The sequence below is a fragment of the Streptomyces sp. NPDC094448 genome (assembly GCF_044763775.1).
Lineage (GTDB): Bacteria > Actinomycetota > Actinomycetes > Streptomycetales > Streptomycetaceae > Streptomyces.
Window position 1 is genome coordinate 788,187 of record NZ_JBIWGU010000001.1, and the last position, 26,207, is coordinate 814,393.

Consider the following 26,207-nt stretch of genomic DNA (forward strand, 5'->3'; position numbering starts at 1 on the left):
ACCGGCTGTGCTTGAACCTGCATTCTGCCAAACGGCCCCCTCTCCCCGGGGTCCCACGCCACGAACCACCCGCGGGTGAGGGCCGACCGCGTCCCGGCGGCTCCGGCGCACCCGGCCACCGCTGCCCGGACCGCCCCGGACTCCACGCCCGGCCCCGGCGCTCCGCCGGAGCATCCCGGAGCGTACGTGCCGCTCCTGGCCGCCCCCGACGGGCATGGCAGGAAAGGTGGGTTGTTCGTCATTGCCGCCATCGGGCGGGCCGCCCAGGATAGGAGGCATGCCCGAGCGAACCGTTCTCGTCGTCCTCTACGACGGCGTCCAGAGCCTCGATGTCACCGGACCCGCCGATGTGTTCGCCGGCGCCGGGTGGGCGGCCGGCGACCCGGCGGCGTACCGGCTGAGCACCGCGTCGCCCGGCGCCCGGCCGGTCCGCACGGGGAGCGGGATGAGGCTGCTCCCCGACACCGACCTCGAATCCGCTCCCGTACCCCATACCGTCATCGTGCCGGGCGGCGCCGACGGCAGCGACAGCTCCCCGGAGGTCGTCGACTGGCTGCGGGAACACGGGCCGCGGGCCGAACGGCTGGTCTCCGTGTGCACCGGATCCTTCCTGCTCGCCGCCGCCGGACTGCTCGACGGACACCGGGCCACCACCCACTGGGCGTTCTGCGACGAGTTCGCCCGGGAGTACCCGGAGATCGACGTCGACCCGGAGCCGATCTTCGTACGGGACGGCCGGATCTCCACCTCCGCCGGGGTGACCACGGGTATCGACCTGGCGCTCGCGCTCGTCGAGGAGGACCACGGACGGGAGGCCGCGCTCGTCGTCGCCCGCCATCTGGTGGTCTTCCTCCGGCGGCCCGGGAACCAGGCCCAGTTCAGCGCGCCGCTGGCCGCCCAGACCGCCCATCGCGAGCCGCTGCGCGACGTCCAGCGCTGGATCGCGGAGAACCCGGACCGGGATCTCTCCGTCGCCTCCCTCGCCGCCCGCGCCAGGCTCTCGCCGCGCCACTTCGCCCGCGCCTTCCACGCCGAGACCGGGGTCACACCCGGGCGGTACGTGGAACGGATCCGCCTCGAACACGCCCGCAGGCTCCTGGAGGAGACCACCCGCGGCGTCGAGGAGGTCTCGCGCGCCTGCGGCTACGGCACACCGGAGGCGATGCGCCGGGCCTTCGTCCGCAATCTGGACACGGCCCCGCTGGAGTACCGCAGACGCTTCCACGTTCCCCTGACCCATGCCTGATGCTGTGACCGGACGAAGGGTTTCCCATGCAGATCGCCGTACTCCTCTACGACCGTTTCACCACCCTCGACGCCGTCGGCCCCTACGAGCTGCTCGGGCGGCTGCCGGGCGCCGAGACCGTCTTCGTCGGCAAGAACCGGGGACCCGTCCGCGGCGACCAGGGGTCGCTGGCCCTGGTCGCCGACCGGACCCTGGCCGAGGTGCCGCGCCCCGATATCGTGCTGGTCCCCGGCGGGCCGGGGGACCAGGAGGCCATGGCCGACGAGGAGATCCTCGCCTGGCTGCGTACCGTCGACGCCGGCACCACCTGGACCACGTCCGTCTGCACGGGCTCCCTCCTGCTGGGCGCGGCCGGACTCCTCCAGGGGCGCCGGGCCACCACCCACTGGCTGGCCTACGAGGATCTCGCGACGCTGGGTGCCGAGCCCACCGGGGATCGGGTGGTCTTCGACGGCAAGTACGTCACCGCCGCCGGGGTGTCCTCCGGTATCGATATGGCGCTTCATCTCCTGGGCCGGATCGGCGGTGACGAACTTGCCCAGTCCGTGCAACTGCTCACCGAGTACGATCCGCAACCCCCGTACGACGCCGGCTCACCCGACAAGGCGCCCGCACACCTCGTCGAAAAGTGGCGCGGGGACACCGCCGCACGCCCCGCCTGACGGCCCGGCGGCCGGACCAGGTCCGGTCCGGGCGGTCTTCGAGGATCAGCCCGCGGCTCCCCCGGACCTGCGGCCGGGCGGGGCCCCGGATGCGGTGCTTCGCAAGGCGGAGGTCCACGGCTCGTACGCATGGGGGGACCCCCACCGGGCCCGGAGGGCCGCGGGAGAGTACTTGCGTGGTCCGACAGCGCAGGGTGGGGGTCCCCCTGGCTACCGCCCGGGGGGACCCCCACCCGGGCCGCCAGGCCCAGGGGGAGTGCCGTAGCCGTCGTCGCGGGCCCGACAAGATCGCCCGGACAGGGCCTCAGCCGACCAGGTGAAGCGGGGTGCCCGGCGTTCCAGGAAAGCGGCGACACCCTCCGCGGTGTCGCCGCCCGGGCGGGCCTGCTCGGCCGCCAGCCGCTCCCAGTGTTCCGTGCGGTCGGTCCGGCCCGCGGCGAACTCCTTCGCGGCGACCTGCGTCAACTGGGACCGCTCGGTGAGTATCCGGGCGAATCCGGCGACCCGGACGCCGAGCTCCGACTCCGGCAGTACCTCGTCCACCAGACCGGTGCGCAGAGCCCGCCCGCTGTCGATCAGCTCCCCGGAGAAGAGCAGATACTTGGCGGCCGACGGGCCGACCAGCTCCACCAGGCGACGGGTCGACGATGCGGGATAGACCACGCCGAGCCTCGCCGGGGTCACCCCGAACAGCGCGCCGTCCGCGGCGAACCGCAGATCGCAGGCGACGGCGAGCTGACAGCCGCCGCCGACGCAGTGGCCGCGGACGGCGGCCAGTGTCGGCTTGGGGAAGGCGGCCAGTGCCTCCTCCGCCAGGACGGCGAGCGCCTGCGGGGTCTCGCCCGTACCGTCCGGCCCGCCCGCCGCTCCGGACCCGGCCGTACCGTCCGGCCCGCCCGTACATCCGGATCCGGAGCCGGCGCCCGCACCCCGCAGCGAAGCGATGTCCGCCCCCGCGCAGAAGGTCGGCCCCTCGCCCGTGAGGACCAGCACCCGGACGGCGGGATCGACCGCCAGCCGTGCCAGCAGGTCCGGGACGGCCCGCCACATCGCCTTCGTCATGGCGTTGCGTTTGGCGGGGTTGCCGATGACGACCGTGGCGACCCCGTCGGCGACGGCGCACACGATGCGGGGCTCCGGACCGGAGCGGGCTGACTCCATGCGCCGGATGCTATCCGCCGCGGGTGGACCTACGATCAGGAAGGGGTGCGAGGAGGCGGAAAGCCATGGCCGGTACCACCCGCTCCGCCGGACCGGCGGAGCCCCGCAAGCTGAAGCGCAGTTTCAGCCTGCTGACCGTGCTCGGCGCGATCCTGGTGATCGCGGGAATCGTCGGGCTCGTCTACACGGGGCTTGCGACCCTGACCTCGATGCTCCTGTTCGGCTGGCTGCTGCTGATCGGCGGGATCGTCGGTCTGGTGCAGGCCGTCGCGTCCCGGGGCAGCGACTACTTCTGGCTGGCCGTGATCGTCGCGGCGCTGAACATCGCCGCGGGCATCGTGGTGATCCGGCATCCCACCGGATCGGCGGAGACGCTGACCCTCTTCGCCGCCCTGCTCTTCCTGACCGGCGGACTGTTCCGGCTGGTCGGCAGTCTGGTGGTACGGGGACCGCAGTTCGGCTGGACCCTGTTCCAGGGCGCCGTGCTGCTGGTGCTGGGCATCCTCGTCCTGGGGAATTGGCCGGAGAGCAGCAGATACGTCCTCGGGCTCTTCTTCTCGCTGGCGCTGCTCTTCGACGGTCTGGGGCTGATCGCCATCGGGGTCGGCGGCCGGCGGATCGTCCGCATGGTGACGGAACCGGATCCGACCGGTCGGCCGGACGACTGGCCGGGGAACGGTCAGGGGCGGCCGCTCGGCTGACGGGGGCGTACGGAGCCGGTCAAAAGCCGTCGATTGCCGGTTGATTCCGTTCAGTGCGGCGGGGGGTGACCGTACCCCGCAACACTTATTACCCCGGAGTCAGCCGACGTCGGTGGGCAGCGGACAGTGGCGGTGGCGCCATGGGTGGGGGTCGGACTGATGGAGAGCCGCGGAAGCGTTCCGGCCTGGCCTGCGGCGCCGTACGGCGGACCCGGGGGTACGGCGGAGGGGCCCGGCCCGGTACCGCCCCGGCCCCCGGTGGGCGAGGGCGTCTGGAGGTTCACCGCGCCGACCGCCGAGTCCTCCGTGCCCCGGGCCCGGTACGCGGTCCGGGAGCTGCTGGAGCAGCAGGGCGTACCGGCCGGAGAGACCGTCCAGGGCCTGCTGCTGATCGTCTCCGAGCTGGTCACCAATGTCGTCAAGCACGCCGCGGTGCTCTCCCCGCAGCTCGCCGTCGAGGTGGCCCTGTGGCCGGGCCGGGTCCGGGTGGCCGTCGAGGACAACCATCCCTACCGGCCGGCGGCCCTGGAGACCGACTGGGCCCAGACCGGCGGCCGCGGTCTGCTGCTGGTGCGGGAGATCACCCGGGAGGCCGGGGGCCACTGCGACGTCGAGCACACCCCGAGCGGCGGCAAGGTCATCTGGGCCGAGCTGCCCCTGGACTTCTAGCTCGGTGTCCGGAAACGGCGCGGCACCCGGGCCCCTCACGGGCCGGGTGCCGCGCCGTGCGGGTCACCAGCCGCCGGCCGGTCCCGTCAGCTCACGGATCGCCGGGCGCGCCGCGTCCAGCACGGTCATGAACCACGCCGAGAACGGTGCCGCGGCATGCCGCTCCGCCAGCTCGGCGGGGGTGACGAAGACGGTCTCGCCGACCTCCTCGGGGTCCGGGTCCACAGTGTCCTGCACCATGCCGACGAAGAGGTGGTTGTACTCCTGCTCCACCAGACCGGAGTCCGGGTCCGGGTGGTTGTAGCGCACCGTCCCGGCCTCGGCCAGCAGGGACGGGGAGACCCCCAGCTCCTCGTGGGTCCGCCGGGCGGCGGCCGTGAACGGCGCCTCGCCGGGGTAGGGGTGCCCGCAGCAGGTGTTGGACCAGACCCCGGGGGAGTGGTACTTGCCGAGCGCCCGGCGCTGGATCAGCAGCCGCCCGCGCTCGTCGAAGAGGAACACGGAGAACGCCCGGTGCAGCTGTCCGGGCGGCTGATGCGCGGCGAGCTTCTCCGCCGTGCCGATGGTGGTGCCGTGCTCGTCCACCAGCTCAAGCATGATCGCTGGCGGGGCGCCGTTCGACGCGCTGTGAGGGGCGGTGACTGGTGAGGTCGGCATAACCATCCTTCGCATCGGTGCTCGGCCCTGGGGGCCCGCCCAGTCTGCCGTACAAAAGCGGCTTGTCCGCACTTCGGCCGACCGGGCATGTCCCTGCCCGGACCGTCACGGCGTGCGGGCGCACACCGCGGACGGGTCCGCCCGGGGACGTTCCGGGGGCCCCGGTACCGGATCGTGCCCCGGCCCGGCGGGCCGGAATCCCCGGAACCCCGCGTACGACATTCGAACACTTGATCCGATCATCGCCCGGTGGGTTTCGGTCGGCTTCGGTGGTGTCAGTGGCAGAGTCTCGGCTCGTGCTCCGCGTGGCCCACCGGTTCCAGCTGGAAGGTGCAGTGCTCCACGTCGAAGTGGTCTCCGAGGCAGCCCTGGAGATCGTGCAGCATCCGCTCGTGCCCGACCGCGTCCAGGACGTCCTGGGCGACGACGACGTGCGCGGAGAGCACCGGCATTCCGGAGGTGATGGTCCAGGCGTGCAGATCGTGGACGTCCTCCACGCCGGGCAGTTCCACTATGTGCCGCCGTACCTCGGCCATATCGACGTTTTTGGGCGCCGCCTCCAGCAGCACGTTCAGGGTCTCCCGGAGCAGTTTCACCGTACGCGGCACGATCATCAGGCCGATCAGCAGCGAGGCGATCGGGTCGGCCGCCTGCCAGCCCGTCAGCAGGATGATCACCGCCGAGACCAGGACGGCGACCGAGCCGAGCGCGTCGTTGAGCACCTCCAGATAGGCGCCGCGGACATTGAGGCTGTCCTTCTGCCCGCGCATCAGCAGGGCGAGGGAGATCACATTGGCCACCAGGCCGACCAGCGCGAAGGCGATGGTGAGTCCGCTCTTGGTCTCGGCGGGCGTGATGAACCGCTCGACCGCCTCGAAGAGGAGGTACGCGCCCACACCGAGCAGCAGCAGACAGTTGGCGAGCGCGGCCAGGATCTCGGCCCGGGCCAGTCCGAAGGTGCGGTTGGTGCTGGGCGGCCGGTTGGCGAAGTGGATCGCGAGCAGGGCCATGCCCAGTCCGATGCCGTCGGTCGCCATATGGGCGGCGTCCGCCACCAGCGCGAGCGACCCCGTGACGACCCCGCCGACGATCTCCAGCACCATCACGCTGAGGGTGATGGTCAGTGCGACGCGCAGCCGTCCCCGGTACGCGGCGGCGGCGGTCCCGGTCGGCGGCGGCCCGCCGTGCGTATGCCCGTGGTCGTGCCCAGCCCCCATGAAACGGCCTCCAGATCGTCGGGAGAGATCGCCTTGCCGAGCCCCAGTGAACTACGGGTGGGGGGTATGTGGCAACACGGCATTGAACACCGTTGTCATCCCCTTGACCTGCGGAAACGATCCGCAGGTCAGAGAAGTGGAGATCGCGGGCGGCCCCGTGGGACGGAGTGTGCACGGCAGCGGCCCGGCCCGATCCGCCAGGGCTCCCTACGGGTGGTGGAGCTGCCAGCCCTGCCATGCGGACTCGACCATCTCGCGTACCCCGTGGCGCGCGGTCCAGCCCAGCTCCCGGGCGATCAGGTCCACCGCGGCCACGGCGCGGGCCGCGTCCCCGGGGCGGCGCGGGCGGACCAGCGGCTCGCCGCCGAAGCCGGTGACCTCGGACACCAGCTCCGCCAGCTCCCTCACGGAGACCCCGACCCCCCGTCCGATGTTCACCGTGAGGTCCCCGGTGCCCTGCTCGCGGGCCAGCCTGCGGGCCACGGCGAGATGCGCGTCGGCGAGGTCCGCGACATGGATGTAGTCGCGGATGCAGGTGCCGTCCGGCGTCGGATAGTCGTCACCGAAGATCCGCGGCGCCTCGCCGCGGGTGATCCGGTCGAAGAACATCGGGATGATGTTGAAGACCCCGGTGTCCGACAGTTCGGGCCTGGCCGTGCCCGCGACATTGAAGTAGCGCAGACAGGCCGTCTCGATGCCGTGCGCCCGCCCGGCCGCCCGGACCAGCCACTCCCCGGCGAGCTTCGTCTCGCCGTACGGATTGATGGGCACACACGGCGCGGTCTCCGCGATCAGCTCCTGGTCCGGGATCCCGTACACCGCCGCCGACGAGGAGAAGAGGAAGCGCCGCACCCCGGCCTCGACGACCGCTTCGAGCAGCACGGTCAGCCCGTGCACGTTCTCGTGGTAGTAGCGCAGCGGCTGCTCGACGGACTCCCCGACCTGCTTCTTCGCCGCGAGATGGACGACACCGGTCACCGCGTGGTCGCGGAGGGTGTCCGCCAGCAGCTCGCGGTCCGAGACGCTGCCGCGCACCAGCGGAACCTCGGCGGGCAGCCGCTCGACGATTCCCGAGGACACATCGTCGAGGACGACCGCCTTCTCCCCGGCATCGGCCATCGCCCGCACCACATGCGCGCCGATATAGCCCGCCCCACCCGTGATCAGCCATGTCATACCACCCACCCTATGGCCTGCCCCCGCACGCCCCGGAGCGCGGCCGTCCCCGGGCCGCGCGGGCCGCCCGGACCCGGCCGCCCACCCGCCGGCGGCGGGCCCGGCCCGGGGTCGCCGGGGCGCGGTTTGGCGCAGGGGCGAGGATCGACAATGATGATCTCCGGACGGGGCCTCACCGGGCCCGGGGGGCCGTGCCGGGGCGTTCGCGGCCGGTGAACTCCCGTTCCCGTGCATCCGATAGCCTCTGCCGACGAGTCGCCGCCCGTGTGCCACGGGCCGGGCCGCCGCGCATCCACACCTCGGTTCCAAGGAGTGAGTTCGTCTGTCGACCGCCATCCTCACCGGTCCGCCCGTACCCGGATCGTCACTCGATGGCGATCTGCGGTCGCTGGGCTTCGACGTCCGGGTCGCCCCCGATTCCGATGACCCCGGTGCGACCGCCGCACTGCTCGCCGCCGTTCCCGCCACCGAGCGGGTCGCGGTCGTCGACGCACGTTTCGTCGGACATGTGCACGCGCTCCGGCTCGCGCTCACCGACCCCCGCTTCCCCGCCGCCGCCGTACCGGGCGCGCTGACCGCGCAGCCCGGGGCCCGTACCGCGCTGACCCGGGCCCTGACGGCCGGCGGCGCACCTGCCGCCACCGGGGCGGAGGCCGGGGCCGTACCGTCGTCGCAGCGGACCGCCGAGCGTACGGAATCCCTGCCCGACGCCCTCGCGGCCGCGCTGGAGGACGGCGGCACCGCGGTCCACAGGCCCGAGCTGGGATCCCTGGTGGCGACCGTCCCCGACGACCCGCAGGCCCGCAACGAGGCCCGGCAGGCCGTCGCCGCCGTCGACGACGAGGCCGTACGGCTGCGCTCCGCGGTCAAGGCCCGGGACGGCTTCTTCACGACCTACGCGATCAGCCCGTACTCGCGCTACATCGCCCGCTGGTGCGCCCGCCGCGGCTTCACGCCCAACCAGGTCACCACCGCCTCCCTGATCACCGCCCTGATCGCGGCCGGGGCCGCGGCGACCGGCACCCGCGGCGGCTATGTCGCGGCCGGACTGCTGCTGCTCTTCTCCTTCGTCCTGGACTGCACGGACGGGCAGCTCGCCCGCTACTCGCTGCAGTACTCGACGATGGGCGCCTGGCTGGACGCCACCTTCGACCGGGCCAAGGAGTACGCGTACTACGCGGGCCTCGCCCTCGGCGCCGCCCGCGGCGGCGACGACGTATGGGCCCTGGCGCTGGCCGCGATGGTCCTCCAGACCTGCCGCCACGTCGTGGACTTCTCCTTCAACGAGGCCAACCACGACGCGGTCTCCAACACCAGCCCCACCGCCGCGCTCTCCGACCGTCTCGACAGCGTCGGCTGGACGGTCTGGATCCGCCGGATGATCGTGCTGCCGATCGGCGAACGCTGGGCCATGATCGCCGTGCTGACCGCGGTGACCACCCCCCGGATCGTCTTCTACGCCCTGCTCGCCGGCTGCGCCTTCGCCGCCTGCTACACCACCGCGGGACGCCTGCTGCGCTCCGTGACCCGCAAGGCCCGCAGGACCGACCGGGCCGCCCAGGCCCTGGCCGACCTCGCCGACTCCGGCCCGCTCGCCGAGGCCGTCGCCCGCGCCGGGCGCGGTATCGCCGCCCGGCTGCCCGAACTCGCCGTACCGGTCCTCGCCCTCATCGGCGGGGCCGCCGTGGTCACCACCGCGGCCCTCGCCCCGTACGGTTCCTGGGCCCCCGTGGCCGCCGCCGCGGTCTACGTCCTCACCTCGGGCCTGGCCGTCGCCCGCCCCCTCAAGGGCGCCCTCGACTGGCTGGTACCGCCGGTCTTCCGGGCCGCCGAGTACGGCACGGTCCTGGCGCTGGCCGCCCGCGCGGACGTCCCCGGGGCGCTGCCCGCGGCCTTCGGCCTGGTCGCGGCGGTCGCCTACCATCACTACGACACGGTGTACCGCATCCGTGGCGGCTCCGGCGCGCCCCCGCGCCTGCTGGTCAGGCTGACCGGCGGACACGAGGGCCGGACGCTGGCCGCCGCCCTGCTGGCCGCCCTGCTGACGGGCGCCGGCTTCACCATCGCGCTGACGGCGCTCGCGGTCGCCGTCGCCCTCGTGGTGCTGGTGGAGAGCATCCGCTTCTGGGTGTCCTCCGCCGCCCCCGCAGTACACGACGAAGGAGAAACCGCATGATCGGCCTCGTACTGGCAGCCGGTGCCGGACGGCGTCTTCGCCCCTACACCGACACGCTTCCGAAGGCCCTCGTGCCGGTCGACGGCGAGCGGACGGTCCTCGACCTGACCCTCGCGAACTTCGCCGAGATCGGCCTCACCGAGGCCGCGATCGTGGTCGGCTACCGCAAGGAGGCCGTCTACGAGCGCAAGGAGGCCCTGGAGGCGAAGTACGGGCTGAAGCTCACCCTCGTCGAGAACGACAAGGCGGAGGAGTGGAACAACGCCTACTCCCTGTGGTGCGCCCGTGAGGAGCTGAAGCGGGGCGTCATCCTCGCCAACGGCGACACCGTCCACCCCGTCTCCGTCGAGCGCACCCTGCTCGCCGCCCGCGGAAACGGACAGAAGATCATCCTCGCCCTCGACACGGTGAAGAACCTCGCCGACGAGGAGATGAAGGTGGTCGCCGAGGACGGTCTCGGGGTACGCCGGATCACCAAGCTGATGGACCCGGCCGACGCCACCGGTGAGTACATCGGCGTCACTCTCATCGAGCCCGAGGCGGCCGAGGAGCTGGCCGACGCGCTGAAGACCACCTTCGAACGCGACCCCGACCTCTACTACGAGGACGGCTACCAGGAGCTGGTGAACCGCGGCTTCACCGTCGACACCGCCCCCATCGGGGATGTGAAGTGGGTCGAGATCGACAACCACGACGACCTCGCGAAGGGCCGTGAGATCGCGTGCCAGTACTGACCCGGCTGATCCCCTCGCCGGTCGTCGTCGATATCCGCCCCGGCGCCCTGGACGACCTCGCGGTCATCCTCGCCGACCAGCGGATCTCGTCCTCCGGCACGCTCGCCGTCGCCATCAGCGGCGGCTCGGGCCGGGCCCTGCGCGAGCGGCTGGAGCCGGCCCTGCCGGGCGCCCACTGGTACGAGGTCGCGGGCGGCACCATCGACGAGGCCGTGAAGCTGGCCGACGCCATCAAGGGCAAGCGGTACGACGCGGTCGTCGGCCTCGGCGGCGGCAAGATCCTCGACGTCGCCAAGTACGCGGCGGCCCGGGTCGGCCTGCCGATGGTCGCGGTCGCCACCAATCTGGCCCACGACGGCATCTGCTCCCCGGTCGCCACCCTGGACAACGACAACGGCCGGGGCTCGTACGGACTGCCCACCCCGATCGCCACCGTCATCGACCTGGACGTGATCCGCTCGGCCCCGGCCCGCTACATCAGCTCCGGCATCGGCGACACCATCTCCAATCTGTCCGCGATCGCGGACTGGGAGCTGTCGCAGCGGATCAACGGCGAGAAGGTCGACGGCCTGGCCGCGGCCATGGCCCGGACGGCGGGCGAGTCGGTGCTCCGCCACCCCGGCGGCATCGGTGACGACGCCTTCCTCACGGTCCTCGCCGAAGCCCTGGTGCTGACCGGGATCGCCATCTCCATCAGCGGCGACACCCGCCCCTCGTCGGGCGCCTGCCACGAGATCAGCCACGCCTTCGACCTGCTGTATCCGCAGCGGGCCGCCAGCCACGGCGAACAGGTCGGCCTCGGTGCCGCCTTCGCCATGCATCTGCGCGGCGACCGGGAGCGGTCCGGCCTCTTCGCCGAGGTGCTGCGCCGCCACGGGCTTCCGGTGCTCCCCGAGGAGATCGGGTTCAGCGCGGAGGAGTTCGTCGAGGCGGTGGCGTACGCGCCGCAGACCCGCCCCGGCCGTTTCACCATCCTGGAACACCTCGACCTCACCACCGACCAGATCAGGGACGCGTACGCCGACTATGCCAAGACCATCCGTAGCTGAACTCCGCCCGGTCGTTCACCCGGAGGGTGTGAAGGACCGGCGCAGCGGCGAGCACTGGGCCGGGCGCCTGTACATGCGGGAGATCTCCCTCCGTGTCGACCGCTATGTGGTCAACACCCGTATCACCCCGAACCAACTGACCTATCTGATGGTCGTGGTCGGGGTGATAGGCGGCGCCGCGCTGCTGATCCCCGGGCTGACCGGGGCGATCCTGGCGGCGGTGCTGTTCCAGATCTACCTGCTGCTCGACTGTGTCGACGGCGAGGTGGCCCGCTGGCGCAAGCAGACCTCGGTCACCGGTGTCTATCTGGACCGGATCGGCCACTACCTGTGCGAGGCGGCCCTGCTGGTCGGCTTCGGTATCCGGGGCGCCGACGTCCTCGGCGACGGCCGCGCGGAGTGGCTGTGGGCGTTCCTCGGCACCGTCGCCGCCCTGGGCGCGATCCTCATCAAGGCCGAGACCGACCTCGTCGACGTGGCCCGCCAGCGCAGCGGACTCGCCGCGGTCAAGGACGAGGCGTCGGTGCCGCGCTCCTCCGGTCTGGCCCTGGCCCGCCGGGCGGCTGCCGCGCTGAAGTTCCACCGTCTCGTCGGCGGGATCGAGGCCAGCCTCTTCATCCTGGCTGCCGCGGTGCTGGACACGGTCCAGGGGGATCTGTTCTTCACCCGCCTCGGGATCGCGATCCTCGCCGGGATCGCCGTGCTCCAGACGCTGCTGCACCTGGTGTCTATCCTGGCCTCCAGCCGCCTGAAGTGATCCCCGGCCCCGGGGAGCGGTGCGGAGGAGTCCCCCCTCCGCCCGCAGCCCGGGGCCCTTGGCGCAGATACCGGCTCTAAGAGAGAGTTCCCGTGAGTGACACAACCCCCGGCGGCGCGACGGCGCCCGCCCGTCCGTCCGTGGACGATCAACTGACCTCGGCGCAGCTCGCCGCCAAGTACGGTCTCTCGGTCAGCGGCGCGCGGCCGAGCCTGTTCCAGTACATCCGGCAGTTGTGGGGCCGGCGGCACTTCATTCTGGCGTTCTCGCAGGCCAAGCTGACCGCGCAGTACAGTCAGGCGAAGCTCGGGCAGTTGTGGCAGGTGGTGACCCCGCTGCTGAACGCGGCGGTGTACTACTTCATCTTCGGGCTGATCCTCAACGCCGACCGGGGCATGAGCCAGGAGGTCTTCATTCCCTTCCTGGTCACGGGCGTGTTCGTGTTCACCTTCACCCAGACTTCGGTGATGGCGGGCGTGAAGTCGATCTCCGGCAATCTGGGTCTGGTGCGGGCGCTGCACTTTCCCCGGGCCTCGCTGCCGATCTCCCTGGCGCTCCAGCAGCTCCAGCAGCTCATGTTCTCGATGGCGGTCCTGGTAGTGATCGCCGTCTCCTTCGGCAGCTTCCCGTCCCTGTCATGGCTGCTGATCCTGCCCGCGCTCGTGCTCCAGTTCGGGTTCAACACCGGTCTGGCGCTGATGATGGCCCGGCTGGGCAGCAAGACCCCCGACCTGGCGCAGCTGATGCCCTTCCTCATGCGGACGTGGATGTACGCGTCCGGCGTGATGTTCTCCATCCCGGTGATGCTGGCGGACAAGCCGGCGTGGATCGCCGACGCCCTCCAGTGGAACCCGGCCGCGATCTACATGGACCTGATCCGGTTCGCGCTGATCGACGGTTACGGCTCCGAGAACCTGCCGCCGCACGTGTGGGCGTTCGCGGTGGGCTGGGCGGTGCTCTTCGGCGCCGCCGGGTTCGTCTACTTCTGGAAGGCGGAGGAGCGCTACGGCCGCGGCTGACGCCGGGGCATGCGGTGAGCGGAAGACCCGGGGCCGGATCCTTGTCCGGCCCGTGACTCCGGGACCGGAATCGACGTCCGGCCCGGCCAAGGCCCCCGCGGTGGCATCCGGACGGGGGCCTTGTCGCGTCCTTGTCCCTGGTGGGCTTCGCCCTGGACCGGGGGAGCCGTGCCCCGGCGGCCGGACGGCCGTACGGGGTCCACAAGGCCAAAACGAGGTGCTGAGAGGATGGTTGACCACCGGTGCGGTGCGATGGCGGTGACCACGGGGGCCGGGCGTATCGCCCGGCGCCGTACGACGTAAGCTGGGCCGGTGCCGATTCACGGCAAGTGGGGCGATCCGTCCCGGGCGACTCATCGGAAGGACGGTCCCCACGCGGGAGCGACCACCGGCGGCGTGTCCGAAATAGGATGGATTGGATCGGCAGTGTAGAACGGGGGATGTGACGGCAATGATCGACAATCTCCAGCCCCGTGAGGCTCTGGCCGTCCCCGCACCGGGCAGTTTCGTATGAGCGGACACCAGCAGCCCCGTGTGCCCCGTCCGGTGGACCCGGCTCGGGCAACCCTCGACAAGGCCGCGGCCGAGAACTTCCCCGTGGCCCCCTTCTTCCTGCCGTCCGCCTGGCGCGACGACCTGATGGCCCTGTACGGCTTCGCCCGGCTGGTCGACGACATCGGTGACGGCGACCTCGACCCCGGCGGGGCGGATCTGCGTGCCCTCGGGCTCGCCCCCGGTGCGGCCGGTGACCGGCTCGCCGCGCTCGACGCCTTCGAGACCGATCTGCGGCGCGCCTTCGCCGCGGCGGGCCGTTCGGTGCCCGCCGGCGATCCGGCCGCGGCGGATCCCGGCGGGCCGCCCCGCCATCCGCTGCTGCGCGGTCTGGTGCCCGCCGTCCGCCGCCATGCCCTCACCCCCGAGCCGTTCCTCGGTCTGATCGCGGCCAACCGGCAGGACCAGCGGGTACGGCGGTACGCGGACTACGGCGAACTCGTCGCCTACTGCGAACTCTCCGCGAACCCCGTCGGAAACCTGGTCCTCCAGGTCAGCGGTACTCTGACTGCGGAGCGGCTGCGCCGCTCCGACGCGGTCTGCACCGGCCTCCAGATCGTCGAGCACCTCCAGGACGTGCGCGAAGACCTCGGCCGCGACCGCATCTATCTGCCCGCCGACGATCTGCGGCGGTTCCATGTCACCGAGGCCGATCTGGCAGCCCCGTCCGCTTCCGCCTCCGTACGCAGCCTGATCGCGTACCAGGCCGACCGCGCCCGGACGCTGCTGCTCGAAGGAGTTCCGCTGGTGGGGAGCGTGCGGGGCCGGCTGAAGTTGCTGCTCGCCGGTTTTGTGGGCGGTGGCCTCGCGGCGGTCGACGCGATCGCGGCCGCCGGATTCGACGTACTGCCCGGGCCTCCGAAGCCCGCCAGGACACAGTTGCTGCGCTCCGTGGGGGCCGTGATGCAGCGAGCGCGTAGAGAGGGGTGAGCCGGAGGATGGACGGACCGGCCAGCGTGTCGGCGGCGGTGCAGGCCGCGTACAGCTACTGCGAGACCGTCACGGGAGCACAGGCCCGTAACTTCGCCTACGGGATCAGACTCCTGCCGACCGACAAGCGGCAGGCGATGTCCGCGCTGTACGCGTTCTCCCGGCGGGTGGACGATATCGGCGACGGACCCCTGGGCGCCGCCGAGAAGCGGGAGCGTCTCGAAGGGACCCGGGAGGTGCTCGACCGGGTCCGCCGGGGAGCCGTGTCCGAGGACGACACCGACCCCGTCGCGGTCGCCCTCGCGGACGCCGCCACGCGTTTCCCGATCCCGCTCGAAGGCCTCGACGAACTGATCGACGGCGTTCTGATGGACGTACACGGCGAGACGTACGAGACCTGGGACGACCTGCGCGCGTACTGCCGCTGTGTCGCGGGCGCCATCGGACGGCTCTCGCTGGGCGTCTTCGGCACCCAGCCCGGGGTACCGGGCGCCGAACGGGCCGCCGAGTACGCCGACACCCTGGGGCTCGCCCTGCAACTCACCAACATCCTGCGGGACGTTCGCGAGGACGCCGCCAACGGCCGGGTCTATCTGCCGGCCGACGATCTCGCCAAGTTCGGCTGTTCGGCGGGCTTCCACACGGCCACCCCGCCACCGGGCGCCGACTTCACCGGCCTGGTCCACTTCGAGGTGCGCCGGGCCAGGGCCCTCTTCGCCGAGGGCTACCGGCTGCTGCCGATGCTGGACCGGCGCAGCGGCGCCTGCGTCGCCGCGATGGCCGGGATCTACCGGCGGCTGCTGGACCGGATCGCCGCCGATCCCGAGGCCGTGCTCCGCGGCCGGGTCTCCCTGCCCGGACACGAGAAGGCGTACGTCGCCATCCGCGGGCTCTCCGGGATCGACACCCGGCACATCAGCCGCCAGAGCCTCAGGGGGCGGGTCTGATGCCCCGCCGCCACCGGCACCGCGCCGCCGCGCTGCGGGCAACCGCGCGCGGCGGGAACGCGTCCCTGACCACGACGGCCCGAGGGGAGGTCGTATGACGGACCGGACCGGCACCCCCCTGACCGCGGTCGTGGTCGGCGGCGGTCTGGCCGGGGTGACCGCGGCCCTGCGGCTCGCCGAGGCCGGAATCGGCGTGACCCTGCTGGAGGGCCGCCCCCGGCTGGGCGGCCTCGCGTTCTCCTTCCGCCGCGGCGACCTCGTCGTCGACAACGGCCAGCATGTGTATCTGCGCTGCTGCACCGCCTACCGCTGGTTCCTCGACCGGATCGGCGGTACCGCGCTGGCGCCCGTACAGGACCGGCTGGACGTGCCCGTACTGGACGCCGGCCGGCCCGCCGGGTCCCGGCTCGGCAGGCTCCGGCGCACCGCACTGCCGGTCCCGCTGCACCTGGCCGCGAGCCTGGCCACGTACCCCCATCTCTCCCTCGCGGAACGGGCCTCCGTGGGGCGGGCCGCGCTGGCGCTCCGCGGCCTCGACCCGGCCGACCCGGCACTCGACGGCGTCGACTTCGCCACCTGGCTGCATCGCCACGGGCAGTCGCCGCGCACCGTCGAGGCGCTCTGGGACCTCGTCGGAGTGGCCACCCTCAACGCCCGCGCCGCCGACGCCTCCCTGGGCCTGGCCGCCATGGTCTTCAGAACCGGGCTGCTGTCCGAGCCCGGCGCCGCCGACATCGGCTGGGCCCGGGTGCCGCTGGGCGACCTCCACGACACCCTGGCCCGCACCGCCCTCGAAGCCGCCGGAGTCCGCGTGGTGACCGGCACCCGGGTCAAGGACGTCGCCCGCGACGGGCACGGCCGCTGGCTTGTGCAGACCGATACGGAACTGCTCGGCACCGCCACCGATATCGTCGTCCTGGCCACCGCCCAGCGCGAAACCCACGCCCTGCTGCCCGAAGGCGCGCTCGACGCCCCCGACCGGCTGCTCGACATCGGTACCGCGCCGATCCTCAACGTCCACGTCGTCTACGACCGCCCGGTCCTTCGCCGGCCCTTCTTCGCCGCCCTGGGCTCGCCCGTGCAGTGGGTCTTCGACCGTACGGAAGCCTCCGGGCTGAACGACGGCGGCCAGTATCTGGCCCTGTCCCAGTCCGCCGTCCAGGACGAGATCGACGCGCCCGTCGCGGAACTGCGCGCCCGCTATCTGCCGGAGCTGGAGCGGCTGCTGCCGCCCACCCGTACCGCGGCCGTCCGCGACTTCTTCGTCACCCGGGAGCGCACCGCGACCTTCGCACCCGCGCCCGGCGTCGGACGGCTGCGCCCCGGGGCCCGCACCCGGGCGCCCGGCCTCTACCTCGCCGGGGCGTGGACCGCTACCGGCTGGCCCGCGACCATGGAGGGCGCCGTACGCAGCGGACTGACCGCCGCGGGCGCCGCCCTTGCCGCCCTGGGCCGCCCCCACGAACATCCGCTCAAGGAGGCGGCGTGAGCCTGCGCACCGGACCCACCGTGACCAGCGAAGCAATCGACAACAGGAGAGAGACCGTGCCGACAGTGCCCTCGGCGAACCCGGCGGAACACACCGCGCCCGGCATCGAGCGCGCGGCCGGCGCGGCCGGGGTCGACATCGCGGCGCTCCTGGAGCGTGCCCGGGAGATGTCCGTACCGGTCCTGCGGGCTGCCGTCGACCGGCTGGCCCCTCCGATGGACACCGTCGCCGCCTACCACTTCGGGTGGATCGACGCCCAGGGACGGCCCGCCGACGGCGACGGCGGGAAGGCCGTGCGCCCGGCGCTCGCGCTGCTCTCCGCCGAGGCCGCGGGCGCCCTGCCCCAGGCGGGTGTCCCCGGCGCCGTCGCCGTCGAACTGGTCCACAACTTCTCCCTGCTCCACGACGACCTGATGGACGGCGACGAGCAGCGCCGCCACCGCGACACGGTGTGGAAGGTCCACGGACCCGCCCAGGCCATCCTGGTCGGCGACGCGCTGTTCGCGCTCGCCAACGAGGTGCTGCTGGAGCTGGGCACGGTGGAGGCGGGCCGGGCGACGCGCCGGCTGACCACCGCGACCCGGAAGCTGATCGACGGTCAGGCGCAGGACATCTCCTACGAGCACCGCGAGCGCGTCAGCGTCGAGGAGTGCCTGGAGATGGAGGGCAACAAGACCGGTGCGCTGCTGGCCTGCGCCGTGTCCATCGGCGCGGTACTCGGCGGTGCCGACGACCGGACCGCCGACGCCCTGGAACGCTACGGCTACCACCTCGGCCTCGCCTTCCAGGCCGTGGACGACATCCTCGGCATCTGGGGCGACCCGGACGCCACCGGCAAGCAGACCTGGAGCGACCTGCGCCAGCGGAAGAAGTCGCTGCCCGTGGTGGCGGCGCTCGCCGAGGGCGGGGAGGCGTCCCGGCGGCTCGGGGAGCTCCTCGCCGCTGATGCCAAGAGCAGCGACTTCGACTCCTTCTCGGAGGAGGAGTTCGCCACCAGGGCCGCGCTGATCGAGGCGGCGGGCGGCCGTGAGTGGACCTCCCAGGAGGCGCGCCGCCAGCACACGATCGCCATCGAGGCACTCGACGCCGTCGAGATGCCCGGCCGGGTGCGGGAGCAGCTCATCGCCCTCGCCGACTTCGTCGTGGTCCGCAAGCGCTGACCGGCCCGGTCCCGGACCGGGGCCGGGCCCGCCCGGGGGGACGGATGGACCGTCCGTCCGGCCGATCCCTCGACAAAGCGCCCCTTGGGCAACTATGACGGAATCCTTCATGGAAGAGATGATCCTCATCACCTATACGCCGATACGCATCGCAGTCGCCGGCAGGTGACCGGACAACCGTTTCACCCGCCGACGGCATACCCCCAGTACAGCGCAGCACGACCACTGCACCGAAGGGGAAGCCATGACAGCGACGACCGACGGAAGCGGCGGGCCCGTGCGGGCCCGCGCCGCCGCGGACAGTGAGACAGCGAATGCCCCGGCTCCCGTGGGCCGCCCGGGCGAGCGGACCGCGGCGGACGAGCGGACCGGCCCGGCCCGGCGGGCCGTCGTCCGGGCCGTGGACCATCTGCTGGCCCGTCAGGACGCCGAGGGCTGGTGGAAGGGCGATCTCGAAACCAATGTGACGATGGACGCCGAGGATCTGCTGCTCCGTGAGTTCCTCGGCATCGGTGACCGGGCCGTCACCGAGGCCTCGGCCCGTTTCATCCGCGGCCGGCAGCGCGCCGACGGCACCTGGGCCACCTTCTACGGCGGTCCCGGTGAACTGTCCGCCACCGTCGAGGCGTACGTCGCCCTCCGCCTCGCCGGGGACCTGCCCGGGGACCCCCATATGGCCAGGGCCGCCGCCTGGGTCAGGGAGCAGGGCGGGATCGCCGCGGCCCGCGTGTTCACCCGGATCTGGCTGGCGCTCTTCGGCTGGTGGCGGTGGGAGGACCTGCCGGTCGTACCCCCCGAGCTGATCTTCCTGCCGAAGTGGTTCCCGCTGAACATCTACGACTTCGGCTGCTGGGCCCGCCAGACCATCGTGCCGCTGACCGTGGTCTCGGCCCGGCGCCCGGTACGCCCGGCACCCTTCGCCCTGGACGAACTCCACACCGACCCACGGCAGCCGAACCCTCCCCGCCCGCTGGCACCCGCGACCAGCTGGGAGGGCTTCTTCCAGCGTGCGGACCGGGCCCTGCACCGCTACCACCGGGTGGCGCCGCGCAGGGTGCGGGAGGCCGCGGTCGCCGCGGCGTCCCGCTGGATCGTGGAGCGGCAGGAGAACGACGGCTGCTGGGGCGGCATCCAGCCGCCCGCCGTGTACTCCCTGATCGCGCTCCATCTCCTCGGCTACGACCTGGGGCATCCCGTGATGCGGGCCGGAATCGAGTCCCTCGACCGCTTCGCCATCTGGGAGAAGACCGAGACCGGCGCCCCGGTCCGGATGATCGAAGCCTGTCAGTCACCGGTCTGGGACACCTGTCTGGCCACCGTCGCCCTCGCCGACGCCGGCCTCGCCCCCGACCATCCCGCGCTGGTGCGGGCCGCCGACTGGATGCTGGGGGAGGAGATCGTCCGCCCCGGTGACTGGACGGTGCGCCGCCCCGGACTGGCCCCCGGCGGCTGGGCCTTCGAATTCCACAACGACAACTACCCCGATATCGACGACACCGCCGAGGTGGTGCTGGCGCTGCGCCGGGTCGCCCATCCCGATCCGGCGCGGGTCGACGCGGCGGTGGCCCGCGCCGGGCGGTGGACCCTCGGGATGCAGTCGCGCGACGGCGGCTGGGGGGCATTCGACGCCGACAACACCAGCCCGTTCCCCAACCGGCTGCCGTTCTGCGATTTCGGGGAGGTGATCGACCCGCCGTCGGCGGACGTCACCGCTCATGTGCTGGAGATGCTGGCGTACGAGGGCCGGGCCCGCACCCCCCGGGCCCGGCGCGCCGTCGACTGGCTGCTCGCCCACCAGGAGCCGGGCGGTGCCTGGTTCGGCCGCTGGGGCGTCAACTACGTCTACGGTACGGGGTCGGTGGTCCCGGCCCTGGTCGCGGCCGGGATCCCGGCCGCCCACCCGGCCCTGCGGCGCGCCGTCGACTGGCTGCGCTCGGTGCAGAATCCCGACGGCGGCTGGGGCGAGGATCTGCGCTCGTACGACCACGGCGCCTGGGCCGGACAGGGTTCCTCCACCCCTTCCCAGACCGCGTGGGCGCTGCTGGCGCTGCTGGCGGCGGGGGAGCGGGAGTCCGAATCCGCCGAACGCGGGGTGCGCTGGCTGGTCGACGCCCAGCGGGACGACGGCGGCTGGGACGAGCCGTACTTCACCGGTACCGGTTTCCCCTGGGACTTCTCCATCAACTACCACCTCTACCGCCAGGTGTTCCCGCTGACCGCGCTCGGGCGCTATGTGCACGGCGAGCCGCCCGTGGGCGGCGTACGGCGGTCCGGGACGCCGCACGCCGTCGCCGTACCCGCCCGCAAGGGAAGCTGATGGCCGGCTCGGGCCCCTCGGCCCCGCCGGATTCCACAGCACCGCTGCTGATCGCCTGTGCGCTGGGTATCGAGCGGCTGGCGCTGCGCGGGGGCGACCACCGCGCTGCCCGGGGGCCGGTGACGGTGCTGCGCACCCGGATGGGGCCGGTGAACGCGGAGCGCGCGGTCCGGGCCGCGCTCACCGGGGAAGCGCTGCGGGACGCGGCAGTGGTCGCTTCCGGCTTCTGTGCCGGACTGGCGCCCGGGATGCACCCCGGCGACGTCGTCGTCGCGGAGGAGACCCGGGGCGGCGACGGCTCCCCCGTGGTCTGCACGGACACCGGACGGCTCGCGGACGCCGTCGCCCGCGCCCTGCCCGGCCACCGGGTGCACCGTGGACCGCTGGCCGGATCGGACCATATCGTCCGCGGTCCGGAGCGGGCCGAACTGCGGGCCACCGGCGCGATCGCGGCCGATATGGAGTCGGCGGCCACGCTCCGTACCGCACTGGCCGCCGGACCCCGTGCGGTTGCCGCCGTCCGGGTGGTCGTGGACGCCCCGGAGCATGAACTCGTCCGAATTGGCACGGTACGCGGTGGAATATCAGCCTTCCGTGTTCTCCGTGCCGTGCTTCCCGCTCTTCATGAATGGCACCGTTCTTTGCTGCTCCCCAGGAGGTGAGCCAGATGGCCATGCCGCTCCGTCAGACCATCCGGGTAGGAACGTATCTCTTCGAACAGAAGCTCCGCAGGCGGGAGAAGTTTCCGCTGATCGTCGAGTTGGAACCGCTCTACGCCTGCAATCTGAAATGCGAGGGCTGCGGAAAGATCCAGCACCCGGCGGGCGTGCTCAAGCAGCGGATGCCGGTGGCCCAGGCCGTCGGGGCGGTGCTGGAGTCCGGGGCGCCGATGGTCTCCATCGCGGGCGGCGAACCCCTGATGCACCCCCAGATCGACGAGATCGTGCGGCAGCTCGTCGCCCGGCGCAAGTACGTCTTCCTCTGCACCAACGCCGTACTGCTCCGCAAGAAACTGGAGAAGTTCACCCCCTCCTCGTACTTCGCCTTCGCCGTGCACATCGACGGTCTGCGGGAGCGGCACGACGAGTCCGTCGCCAAGGAGGGGGTGTTCGACGAGGCGGTCGAGGCCATCAAGGAGGCCAAGCGGCGCGGCTTCCGGGTCACCACCAACTCGACCTTCTTCAACACCGACACCCCGCAGACCGTCGTCGAGGTCCTCAACTACCTCAACGACGACCTCCAGGTCGACGAGATGATGATCTCCCCCGCCTACGCCTACGAGAAGGCCCCTGACCAGGAACACTTCCTGGGCGTCGAACAGACCAGGGAACTCTTCCGCAAAGCCTTCGCCGGCGGCAACCGCAAGCGCTGGCGGCTCAACCACTCCCCGCTCTTCCTCGACTTCCTGGAGGGCAAGGCGGACTTCCCCTGCACCGCCTGGGCGATTCCGAACTACTCCCTCTTCGGCTGGCAGCGCCCCTGCTATCTGATGAGCGACGGCTACGTCCCCAGCTACCGGGAGCTGGTGGAGGAGACCGACTGGGAGAAGTACGGGCGCGGAAAGGACCCGCGCTGCGCCAACTGCATGGCGCACTGCGGCTACGAACCGACCGCGGTCCTGGCCACCATGGGCTCCCTGAAGGAATCCCTCAGGGCCGCCCGCGAAAGCGTGTCGGGCACCCGGGGCTGACCCGGGGCCCGTCCGGGCCCGGCCCGCGGCGGAGCAGGAAGCGGCGGCGGGCCGCGGCCCCGGCGGCCGTCCGCCGCCACCGCGCGCGGAGCACGCAGACCCGAAGGGGACAGCCGTGCCGTGGCCGGAGGACGTACGGGGCCCGCTCCACGCCCGACGCGGCGACGTACTCGCCGACATCGGATTCACCCCGGTGGAGACCGCCGGCCGGATCAGCGCCGTACTGGCAGCCAAGGAGGACCCCGCCGCATGACACCGACCCCGCCCCCGCCTCCGAAACCGGTACCGCCCCGGGCCGCCGCACCGGCCGGTGGCTTCGACCTCGCCGAACTGCTGGCGGAACGCGGCGGCGAGCGGTACGCCCTGCACGCCCGCCACCTCAACCCCCAGCTGCCGCGGATGCTGCGCACCATCGGCTTCGACCGCACCTACGTACGGGCCGACGGCGCCTACTTCTGGGACGACGAAGGCAACGACTACCTGGATATGCTCGCGGGTTTCGGGGTGATGGGCCTGGGCCGCCACCATCCCGTGGTCCGCAAGGCACTGCACGACGTCGTCGACGCCTCCCTCCCCGACCTCACCCGCTTCGACTGCCCGCCGCTGCCCGGACTCCTGGCCGAGCGGCTGCTTTCGTACAGCCCGCATCTGGAGCGGGTCTTCTTCTCCAACAGCGGTACGGAGGCGGTGGAGACCGCGCTGAAGTTCGCCCGGTACGCCACCGGCCGGCCCAGGATCCTCTACTGCCACCACGCCTTCCACGGGCTGACCACCGGCTCCCTCTCCGTCAACGGCGAGTCCGGCTTCCGCGACGGCTTCGCCCCGCTGCTGCCCGACACCGCCGTCGCCCTGGGCGATGTGGCAGCCCTGGAGCGCGAGCTGGCCCGGGGCGATGTGGCGGCCCTGGTGGTGGAGCCGATCCAGGGCAAGGGGGTGTACGAGTCCCCGCCGGGCTATCTCGCGGCCGCGCAGGAACTCCTCCACCGGCACCAGGCGCTGCTGATCGCCGACGAAGTGCAGACCGGCCTCGGCCGGACCGGCGACTTCTACGCCTACCAGCACGAACCGGGGGTGGAACCGGACCTCGTCTGCGTCGCCAAGGCGCTCTCCGGCGGCTATGTGCCGGTCGGCGCCACCCTCGGCAAGGGGTGGATCTTCGAGAAGGTCTACTCGTCGATGGACCGGGTGCTGGTGCACTCCGCCAGCTTCGGCTCCAACGCCCAGGCGATGGCCGCCGGGCTCGCCGTCCTGGCGGTCATCGAGGACGAGGGGCTGGTGGCCCGTGCCCGCGCCACCGGCGATCTGCTCCGGACCCGGCTGGGCGCGCTGGTCGACCGGTACGAATTCCTCCACGAGGTCCGCGGACGCGGTCTGATGACCGGCATCGAGTTCGGCCGCCCCCGCTCGCTGGCCCTGCGCAGCCGGTGGGCGGTGCTCCAGGCGGCCCGTAAGGGCCTCTTCGCCCAGATCGTGGTCGCCCCGCTGCTCCAGAAGCACCGGATCCTCACCCAGGTCTCGGGCGACCATCAGGAGGTGATCAAGCTGATTCCGCCGCTGACCATCGGGGAGCCGGAGGTCGACCGCTTCGTGACCGCCTTCACAGCGGTCATGGACGAGGCCCACGCCGGGGGCGGACTCCTCTGGGACTTTGGAAAGACGCTGGTCAAGCAGGCGGTAGCGCAGCGCTGAGATCATACGATCGGGAAGTTTTTGCCTCTGGGGCAAGAAACTTGCCTCGGAGGCATTTTCCTGGCGCAATGGAGTCATGCAGAGTCCTCCCGGGGGCCACCCCCCGGACCTCCGATCCACGGCGCCCGGCGGCCCCGCCGCCGGGGAGGCGACCGACGCCCTGCCGGACGTGGCACCCAGACTGCGCGATCTGCGCCGCAGGCGCGGGCTCACCCTGGAGGCCGCCGCCCACCGCGCCGGACTGTCGCCCGCGCATCTGTCCCGGCTGGAGACCGGCCGCAGGCAGCCCTCGCTGCCGATGCTGCTCGGCCTCGCCAGGATCTACGGTACGACAGTCGCCGAGCTGCTCGGCGAGCCGGCGCCCGAGCACGACCCCGTGATCCGGGCCGGCAGCCGGGAACCGTCCCAGGCCGACGGCTGGACCTACCACCAGGTCGGCAGTCCGGGCCGGGCCATGCAGACGCTCCGCCTCATCGTGCCGTACGGCGCCCAGGGCGAGCTGGTCCGCCGGCATCCCGGCGAGGAGTGGCTCTATGTCCTCGACGGCCGGGTCCGGCTCGGCCTCGGGGACGCCGTCCACGAGCTGGGCCCCGGCGACAGCGCGCACTACGACTCGCTGACCCCGCACCGGATCGCCGCCGCCACCCGCGACGGCGCCGAGATGATCTTCGTCCACACCCTGCTGCAGAGCCCCGACATCTTCCATCCGCACTTCTAGCGGCATACGCCCGGATCCCGCTGATGCGGCCCGATCCGGGAGCAGGCCCAGGACCGTCGCGCGACGGTCCGCACCGTCCCGCCCGTGCAGATGCGATCCGGCCCCGTGCCGGAGGAACCCGGCCGTCGCGCCGGAGAAAGCAGAGGCCGTCATGGTCGAGAACCCCACCGCTTCGGAAGGCGCCCCGGCCCCCGGGTCCGCGCCCCGTGCGAAGAACGAGGAGGGCAAGTTCCCGAAGGGGATCTGGATCCGGCTCTTCGCCTACTTGGTCGCCGGGCATGTCTTCGCCGGCTTCCTCTACCTGCTCTTCGAGGTCGGAGCGAAGTAGGCCGCCCCGCCGCTTCCCGGCCGGCCGGCGGCCGGGAACCGTACCGCGGTCCACCGGGCACCGGCCCGGCGGGCGAAGGCGGAGACCCGTCCGGCCGGCGGCGGGCCGGGCCGGACCCGCCGGGCGGGCCGGACCCGCCCGGCTCCGGGCGGGCCGGGCGGACGTGCTCCTGGGCGCCCGCGGAGCGGTTCAGCCCTTGTCGAGCAGCCTCTCCCGCAGCCGCTCCCGGGTCGCGGCGGAGAGCCCGAGTCCCTCGGAGAGATAGCGCGGTGTGCCGCCCCACACCGAGTCGACGGCGTCGAAGGCCGCGTGCAGATACGCCGCGCGCGCGTCGAACAGCGGACTCAGCAGCTCCATCACCTCCGGCGACATGCCCTCCGGGGCGTCCTCGGCCCGGCGCACCCGGTAGCGCCGGTGCGGATCGTTCGACTTCAGATAGTCCGCCTCGACGGCCTCCCGCTCCACACCCACCGCGAGCAGGGTCACCGCGATCGACAGCCCCGCCCGGTCCTTGCCCGCCGCGCAGTGCATCAGCGCGGGGACGCTGTCCCCGGCCAGCGCGTGCAGCACCCGGCTGTGCTCGGCCGTCCGCCCGGTGATGATCGCCCGGTACGAGTCCACCATCCGCTGCGCGGCCCGGCCGTCCGCCAGCAGGGACCGCAGCTGCGGCAGATCGCCGCGCTGCACCACCCGCCAGAACTCGGCGCCGTCCGCCGGGTCGCTCAGCGGGAGGTTGAGATTCCGGACCCCCGGCAGGGTCACGTCCGGGCCCTCCAGGCGGATATCGGCGGCATTGCGGAAATCGAAGACCGTATGCAGTCCGAGACCGGCGAGAAAAGCGGCGTCGCTCGCGGTGGCATGGGCCAGATGGCCGCTGCGGTAGAGCCGTCCGGCGCGCACCGCACGGCCGTCGGCCGTCGGCAGCCCGCCGAGGTCGCGGAAGTTGCGGATCCCGGCCAGCTCCGGCTCGGTCGACGGGACCTGCGGCACCTGCTGCGTCACAACGGCTCCCTGCACAGTCACGGCCCGTCGGCGCCGGTCGCCGACGGTGGCATGACCCCGACGATACGACATTGATTCCTCAGGCAATCATTCCGTCGGACCGTCTGCCGACGTCCGAGGGGTGATTGACGTCCGCGCGGTGAGCGACTGCCGAATGAACA

General features: G+C 72.4%; 25 protein-coding genes. 20 read left to right on the forward strand and 5 right to left on the reverse strand.

Going from position 1 to position 26,207, the window contains the following annotated elements; all coding sequences use genetic code 11:
* Nucleotides 1-277 precede the first annotated feature (277 nt).
* Together ACIQ9E_RS03195 and ACIQ9E_RS03200 are read left to right on the forward strand one after the other, a co-directional pair.
* Nucleotides 278-1,246 (forward strand): GlxA family transcriptional regulator, encoded by a 969-nt coding sequence (locus ACIQ9E_RS03195; RefSeq protein WP_403701058.1) that lies wholly within the window; start codon nt 278-280, stop codon nt 1,244-1,246.
* A gap of 26 nt (nt 1,247-1,272) precedes the next feature.
* Nucleotides 1,273-1,908, forward strand: coding sequence for a DJ-1/PfpI family protein (locus tag ACIQ9E_RS03200; protein ID WP_403701060.1), 636 nt, complete (start codon nt 1,273-1,275; stop codon nt 1,906-1,908).
* 210 nt (nt 1,909-2,118) lie between these two features.
* On the opposite strand, the gene ACIQ9E_RS03205 is transcribed toward ACIQ9E_RS03200, so the two are convergent.
* Nucleotides 2,119-3,069: an enoyl-CoA hydratase/isomerase family protein gene (locus ACIQ9E_RS03205; protein WP_403701063.1), complete on the reverse strand. Its 951-nt coding sequence runs from the start codon at nt 3,067-3,069 to the stop codon at nt 2,119-2,121.
* A gap of 65 nt (nt 3,070-3,134) precedes the next feature.
* Between ACIQ9E_RS03205 and ACIQ9E_RS03210 the strand changes: the two genes are divergently transcribed.
* Nucleotides 3,135-3,770, forward strand: a complete 636-nt coding sequence (locus ACIQ9E_RS03210) for an HdeD family acid-resistance protein (protein ID WP_403701066.1) — start codon at nt 3,135-3,137, stop codon at nt 3,768-3,770.
* Nucleotides 3,771-3,929: 159 nt separating this feature from the next.
* Nucleotides 3,930-4,439 carry an ATP-binding protein gene (locus ACIQ9E_RS03215; protein WP_403701069.1) on the forward strand — a complete coding sequence of 170 codons (510 nt, stop codon included), beginning with the start codon at nt 3,930-3,932 and terminating at the stop codon, nt 4,437-4,439.
* A gap of 63 nt (nt 4,440-4,502) precedes the next feature.
* On the opposite strand, the gene idi is transcribed toward ACIQ9E_RS03215, so the two are convergent.
* From idi to galE, 3 genes are all read right to left on the reverse strand, one after another.
* Nucleotides 4,503-5,096, reverse strand: a complete 594-nt coding sequence (gene idi, locus ACIQ9E_RS03220) for an isopentenyl-diphosphate Delta-isomerase (RefSeq protein WP_403701072.1) — start codon at nt 5,094-5,096, stop codon at nt 4,503-4,505.
* A gap of 275 nt (nt 5,097-5,371) precedes the next feature.
* Complete coding sequence (locus ACIQ9E_RS03225) at nt 5,372-6,313, reverse strand: cation diffusion facilitator family transporter (RefSeq protein WP_403701075.1); 942 nt, start codon at nt 6,311-6,313, stop codon at nt 5,372-5,374.
* Nucleotides 6,314-6,520: 207 nt separating this feature from the next.
* On the reverse strand, nt 6,521-7,489 hold the full coding sequence (gene galE / locus ACIQ9E_RS03230) for a UDP-glucose 4-epimerase GalE (protein ID WP_403701078.1): 969 nt from the start codon (nt 7,487-7,489) through the stop codon (nt 6,521-6,523).
* A gap of 322 nt (nt 7,490-7,811) precedes the next feature.
* Between galE and ACIQ9E_RS03235 the strand changes: the two genes are divergently transcribed.
* From ACIQ9E_RS03235 to ACIQ9E_RS03310, 16 genes are all read left to right on the forward strand, one after another.
* On the forward strand, nt 7,812-9,665 hold the full coding sequence (locus ACIQ9E_RS03235; protein ID WP_403701353.1) for a DUF5941 domain-containing protein: 1,854 nt from the start codon (nt 7,812-7,814) through the stop codon (nt 9,663-9,665).
* Nucleotides 9,662-10,399 (forward strand): sugar phosphate nucleotidyltransferase, encoded by a 738-nt coding sequence (locus ACIQ9E_RS03240; RefSeq protein ID WP_403701081.1) that lies wholly within the window; start codon nt 9,662-9,664, stop codon nt 10,397-10,399. Before ACIQ9E_RS03235 ends, ACIQ9E_RS03240 begins: the two co-directional genes overlap by 4 nt.
* Entirely contained in the window at nt 10,387-11,448 is a 1,062-nt protein-coding gene (locus tag ACIQ9E_RS03245) for an iron-containing alcohol dehydrogenase family protein (RefSeq protein WP_366256827.1), read from the forward strand. Before ACIQ9E_RS03240 ends, ACIQ9E_RS03245 begins: the two co-directional genes overlap by 13 nt.
* Entirely contained in the window at nt 11,426-12,205 is a 780-nt protein-coding gene (locus ACIQ9E_RS03250; RefSeq protein ID WP_078902037.1) for a CDP-alcohol phosphatidyltransferase family protein, read from the forward strand. The genes ACIQ9E_RS03245 and ACIQ9E_RS03250 overlap by 23 nt, the downstream gene beginning before the upstream one ends.
* Nucleotides 12,206-12,297: 92 nt before the next feature.
* Nucleotides 12,298-13,224, forward strand: coding sequence for an ABC transporter permease (locus ACIQ9E_RS03255; RefSeq protein ID WP_403701086.1), 927 nt, complete (start codon nt 12,298-12,300; stop codon nt 13,222-13,224).
* A gap of 510 nt (nt 13,225-13,734) precedes the next feature.
* Nucleotides 13,735-14,706: a squalene synthase HpnC gene (hpnC, locus tag ACIQ9E_RS03260; RefSeq protein ID WP_403701093.1), complete on the forward strand. Its 972-nt coding sequence runs from the start codon at nt 13,735-13,737 to the stop codon at nt 14,704-14,706.
* A gap of 8 nt (nt 14,707-14,714) precedes the next feature.
* Nucleotides 14,715-15,653, forward strand: a complete 939-nt coding sequence (gene hpnD / locus ACIQ9E_RS03265; protein WP_403701096.1) for a presqualene diphosphate synthase HpnD — start codon at nt 14,715-14,717, stop codon at nt 15,651-15,653.
* A gap of 94 nt (nt 15,654-15,747) precedes the next feature.
* Nucleotides 15,748-17,142, forward strand: a complete 1,395-nt coding sequence (hpnE, locus tag ACIQ9E_RS03270; protein ID WP_403701099.1) for a hydroxysqualene dehydroxylase HpnE — start codon at nt 15,748-15,750, stop codon at nt 17,140-17,142.
* Nucleotides 17,143-17,162: 20 nt separating this feature from the next.
* Nucleotides 17,163-18,302 carry a polyprenyl synthetase family protein gene (locus tag ACIQ9E_RS03275; RefSeq protein ID WP_403701356.1) on the forward strand — a complete coding sequence of 380 codons (1,140 nt, stop codon included), beginning with the start codon at nt 17,163-17,165 and terminating at the stop codon, nt 18,300-18,302.
* Nucleotides 18,303-18,546: 244 nt separating this feature from the next.
* A complete protein-coding gene (shc, locus tag ACIQ9E_RS03280; RefSeq protein ID WP_403701102.1) occupies nt 18,547-20,619 on the forward strand; it encodes a squalene--hopene cyclase in 2,073 nt (690 codons plus the stop codon).
* Nucleotides 20,619-21,281: a hypothetical protein gene (locus tag ACIQ9E_RS03285; protein ID WP_403701104.1), complete on the forward strand. Its 663-nt coding sequence runs from the start codon at nt 20,619-20,621 to the stop codon at nt 21,279-21,281. Before shc ends, ACIQ9E_RS03285 begins: the two co-directional genes overlap by 1 nt.
* A 5-nt stretch (nt 21,282-21,286) precedes the next feature.
* Nucleotides 21,287-22,309 (forward strand): adenosyl-hopene transferase HpnH, encoded by a 1,023-nt coding sequence (gene hpnH, locus ACIQ9E_RS03290; RefSeq protein ID WP_403701107.1) that lies wholly within the window; start codon nt 21,287-21,289, stop codon nt 22,307-22,309.
* 115 nt (nt 22,310-22,424) lie between these two features.
* On the forward strand, nt 22,425-22,562 hold the full coding sequence (locus ACIQ9E_RS03295) for a hypothetical protein (RefSeq protein ID WP_403701370.1): 138 nt from the start codon (nt 22,425-22,427) through the stop codon (nt 22,560-22,562).
* Nucleotides 22,559-23,998: an aspartate aminotransferase family protein gene (locus tag ACIQ9E_RS03300; protein ID WP_403701110.1), complete on the forward strand. Its 1,440-nt coding sequence runs from the start codon at nt 22,559-22,561 to the stop codon at nt 23,996-23,998. Before ACIQ9E_RS03295 ends, ACIQ9E_RS03300 begins: the two co-directional genes overlap by 4 nt.
* Before the next feature lie 76 nt (nt 23,999-24,074).
* Nucleotides 24,075-24,716, forward strand: a complete 642-nt coding sequence (locus ACIQ9E_RS03305) for an XRE family transcriptional regulator (protein ID WP_403701113.1) — start codon at nt 24,075-24,077, stop codon at nt 24,714-24,716.
* Between the two features lie 151 nt (nt 24,717-24,867).
* On the forward strand, nt 24,868-25,044 hold the full coding sequence (locus tag ACIQ9E_RS03310; RefSeq protein WP_403701116.1) for a DUF6126 family protein: 177 nt from the start codon (nt 24,868-24,870) through the stop codon (nt 25,042-25,044).
* Nucleotides 25,045-25,233: 189 nt separating this feature from the next.
* Here the strand turns inward: ACIQ9E_RS03310 and ACIQ9E_RS03315 are convergent, their stop codons facing one another.
* Nucleotides 25,234-26,046, reverse strand: a complete 813-nt coding sequence (locus ACIQ9E_RS03315; protein ID WP_403701119.1) for a tyrosine-protein phosphatase — start codon at nt 26,044-26,046, stop codon at nt 25,234-25,236.
* Nucleotides 26,047-26,207 lie beyond the last annotated feature (161 nt).

Excerpts from the sequence above, each read along its gene's own strand:
- hpnH (WP_403701107.1), top strand. The coding sequence starts at position 21,287 with ATGGCCATGCCGCTCCGTCAGACCATCCGGGTAGGAACGTATCTCTTC.
- ACIQ9E_RS03300 (WP_403701110.1), top strand. The coding sequence starts at position 22,559 with ATGACACCGACCCCGCCCCCGCCTCCGAAACCGGTACCGCCCCGGGCC.
- hpnC (WP_403701093.1), top strand. The coding sequence starts at position 13,735 with ATGAGCGGACACCAGCAGCCCCGTGTGCCCCGTCCGGTGGACCCGGCT.
- ACIQ9E_RS03210 (WP_403701066.1), top strand. The coding sequence starts at position 3,135 with ATGGCCGGTACCACCCGCTCCGCCGGACCGGCGGAGCCCCGCAAGCTG.
- ACIQ9E_RS03225 (WP_403701075.1), bottom strand. The coding sequence starts at position 6,313 with ATGGGGGCTGGGCACGACCACGGGCATACGCACGGCGGGCCGCCGCCG.
- ACIQ9E_RS03215 (WP_403701069.1), top strand. The coding sequence starts at position 3,930 with ATGGAGAGCCGCGGAAGCGTTCCGGCCTGGCCTGCGGCGCCGTACGGC.
- ACIQ9E_RS03240 (WP_403701081.1), top strand. The coding sequence starts at position 9,662 with ATGATCGGCCTCGTACTGGCAGCCGGTGCCGGACGGCGTCTTCGCCCC.
- idi (WP_403701072.1), bottom strand. The coding sequence starts at position 5,096 with ATGCCGACCTCACCAGTCACCGCCCCTCACAGCGCGTCGAACGGCGCC.
- ACIQ9E_RS03250 (WP_078902037.1), top strand. The coding sequence starts at position 11,426 with ATGCCAAGACCATCCGTAGCTGAACTCCGCCCGGTCGTTCACCCGGAG.
- ACIQ9E_RS03195 (WP_403701058.1), top strand. The coding sequence starts at position 278 with ATGCCCGAGCGAACCGTTCTCGTCGTCCTCTACGACGGCGTCCAGAGC.
- ACIQ9E_RS03305 (WP_403701113.1), top strand. The coding sequence starts at position 24,075 with ATGCAGAGTCCTCCCGGGGGCCACCCCCCGGACCTCCGATCCACGGCG.
- shc (WP_403701102.1), top strand. The coding sequence starts at position 18,547 with ATGACAGCGACGACCGACGGAAGCGGCGGGCCCGTGCGGGCCCGCGCC.
- ACIQ9E_RS03310 (WP_403701116.1), top strand. The coding sequence starts at position 24,868 with ATGGTCGAGAACCCCACCGCTTCGGAAGGCGCCCCGGCCCCCGGGTCC.
- ACIQ9E_RS03200 (WP_403701060.1), top strand. The coding sequence starts at position 1,273 with ATGCAGATCGCCGTACTCCTCTACGACCGTTTCACCACCCTCGACGCC.
- ACIQ9E_RS03205 (WP_403701063.1), bottom strand. The coding sequence starts at position 3,069 with ATGGAGTCAGCCCGCTCCGGTCCGGAGCCCCGCATCGTGTGCGCCGTC.
- galE (WP_403701078.1), bottom strand. The coding sequence starts at position 7,489 with ATGACATGGCTGATCACGGGTGGGGCGGGCTATATCGGCGCGCATGTG.
- ACIQ9E_RS03285 (WP_403701104.1), top strand. The coding sequence starts at position 20,619 with ATGGCCGGCTCGGGCCCCTCGGCCCCGCCGGATTCCACAGCACCGCTG.
- hpnE (WP_403701099.1), top strand. The coding sequence starts at position 15,748 with ATGACGGACCGGACCGGCACCCCCCTGACCGCGGTCGTGGTCGGCGGC.
- hpnD (WP_403701096.1), top strand. The coding sequence starts at position 14,715 with ATGGACGGACCGGCCAGCGTGTCGGCGGCGGTGCAGGCCGCGTACAGC.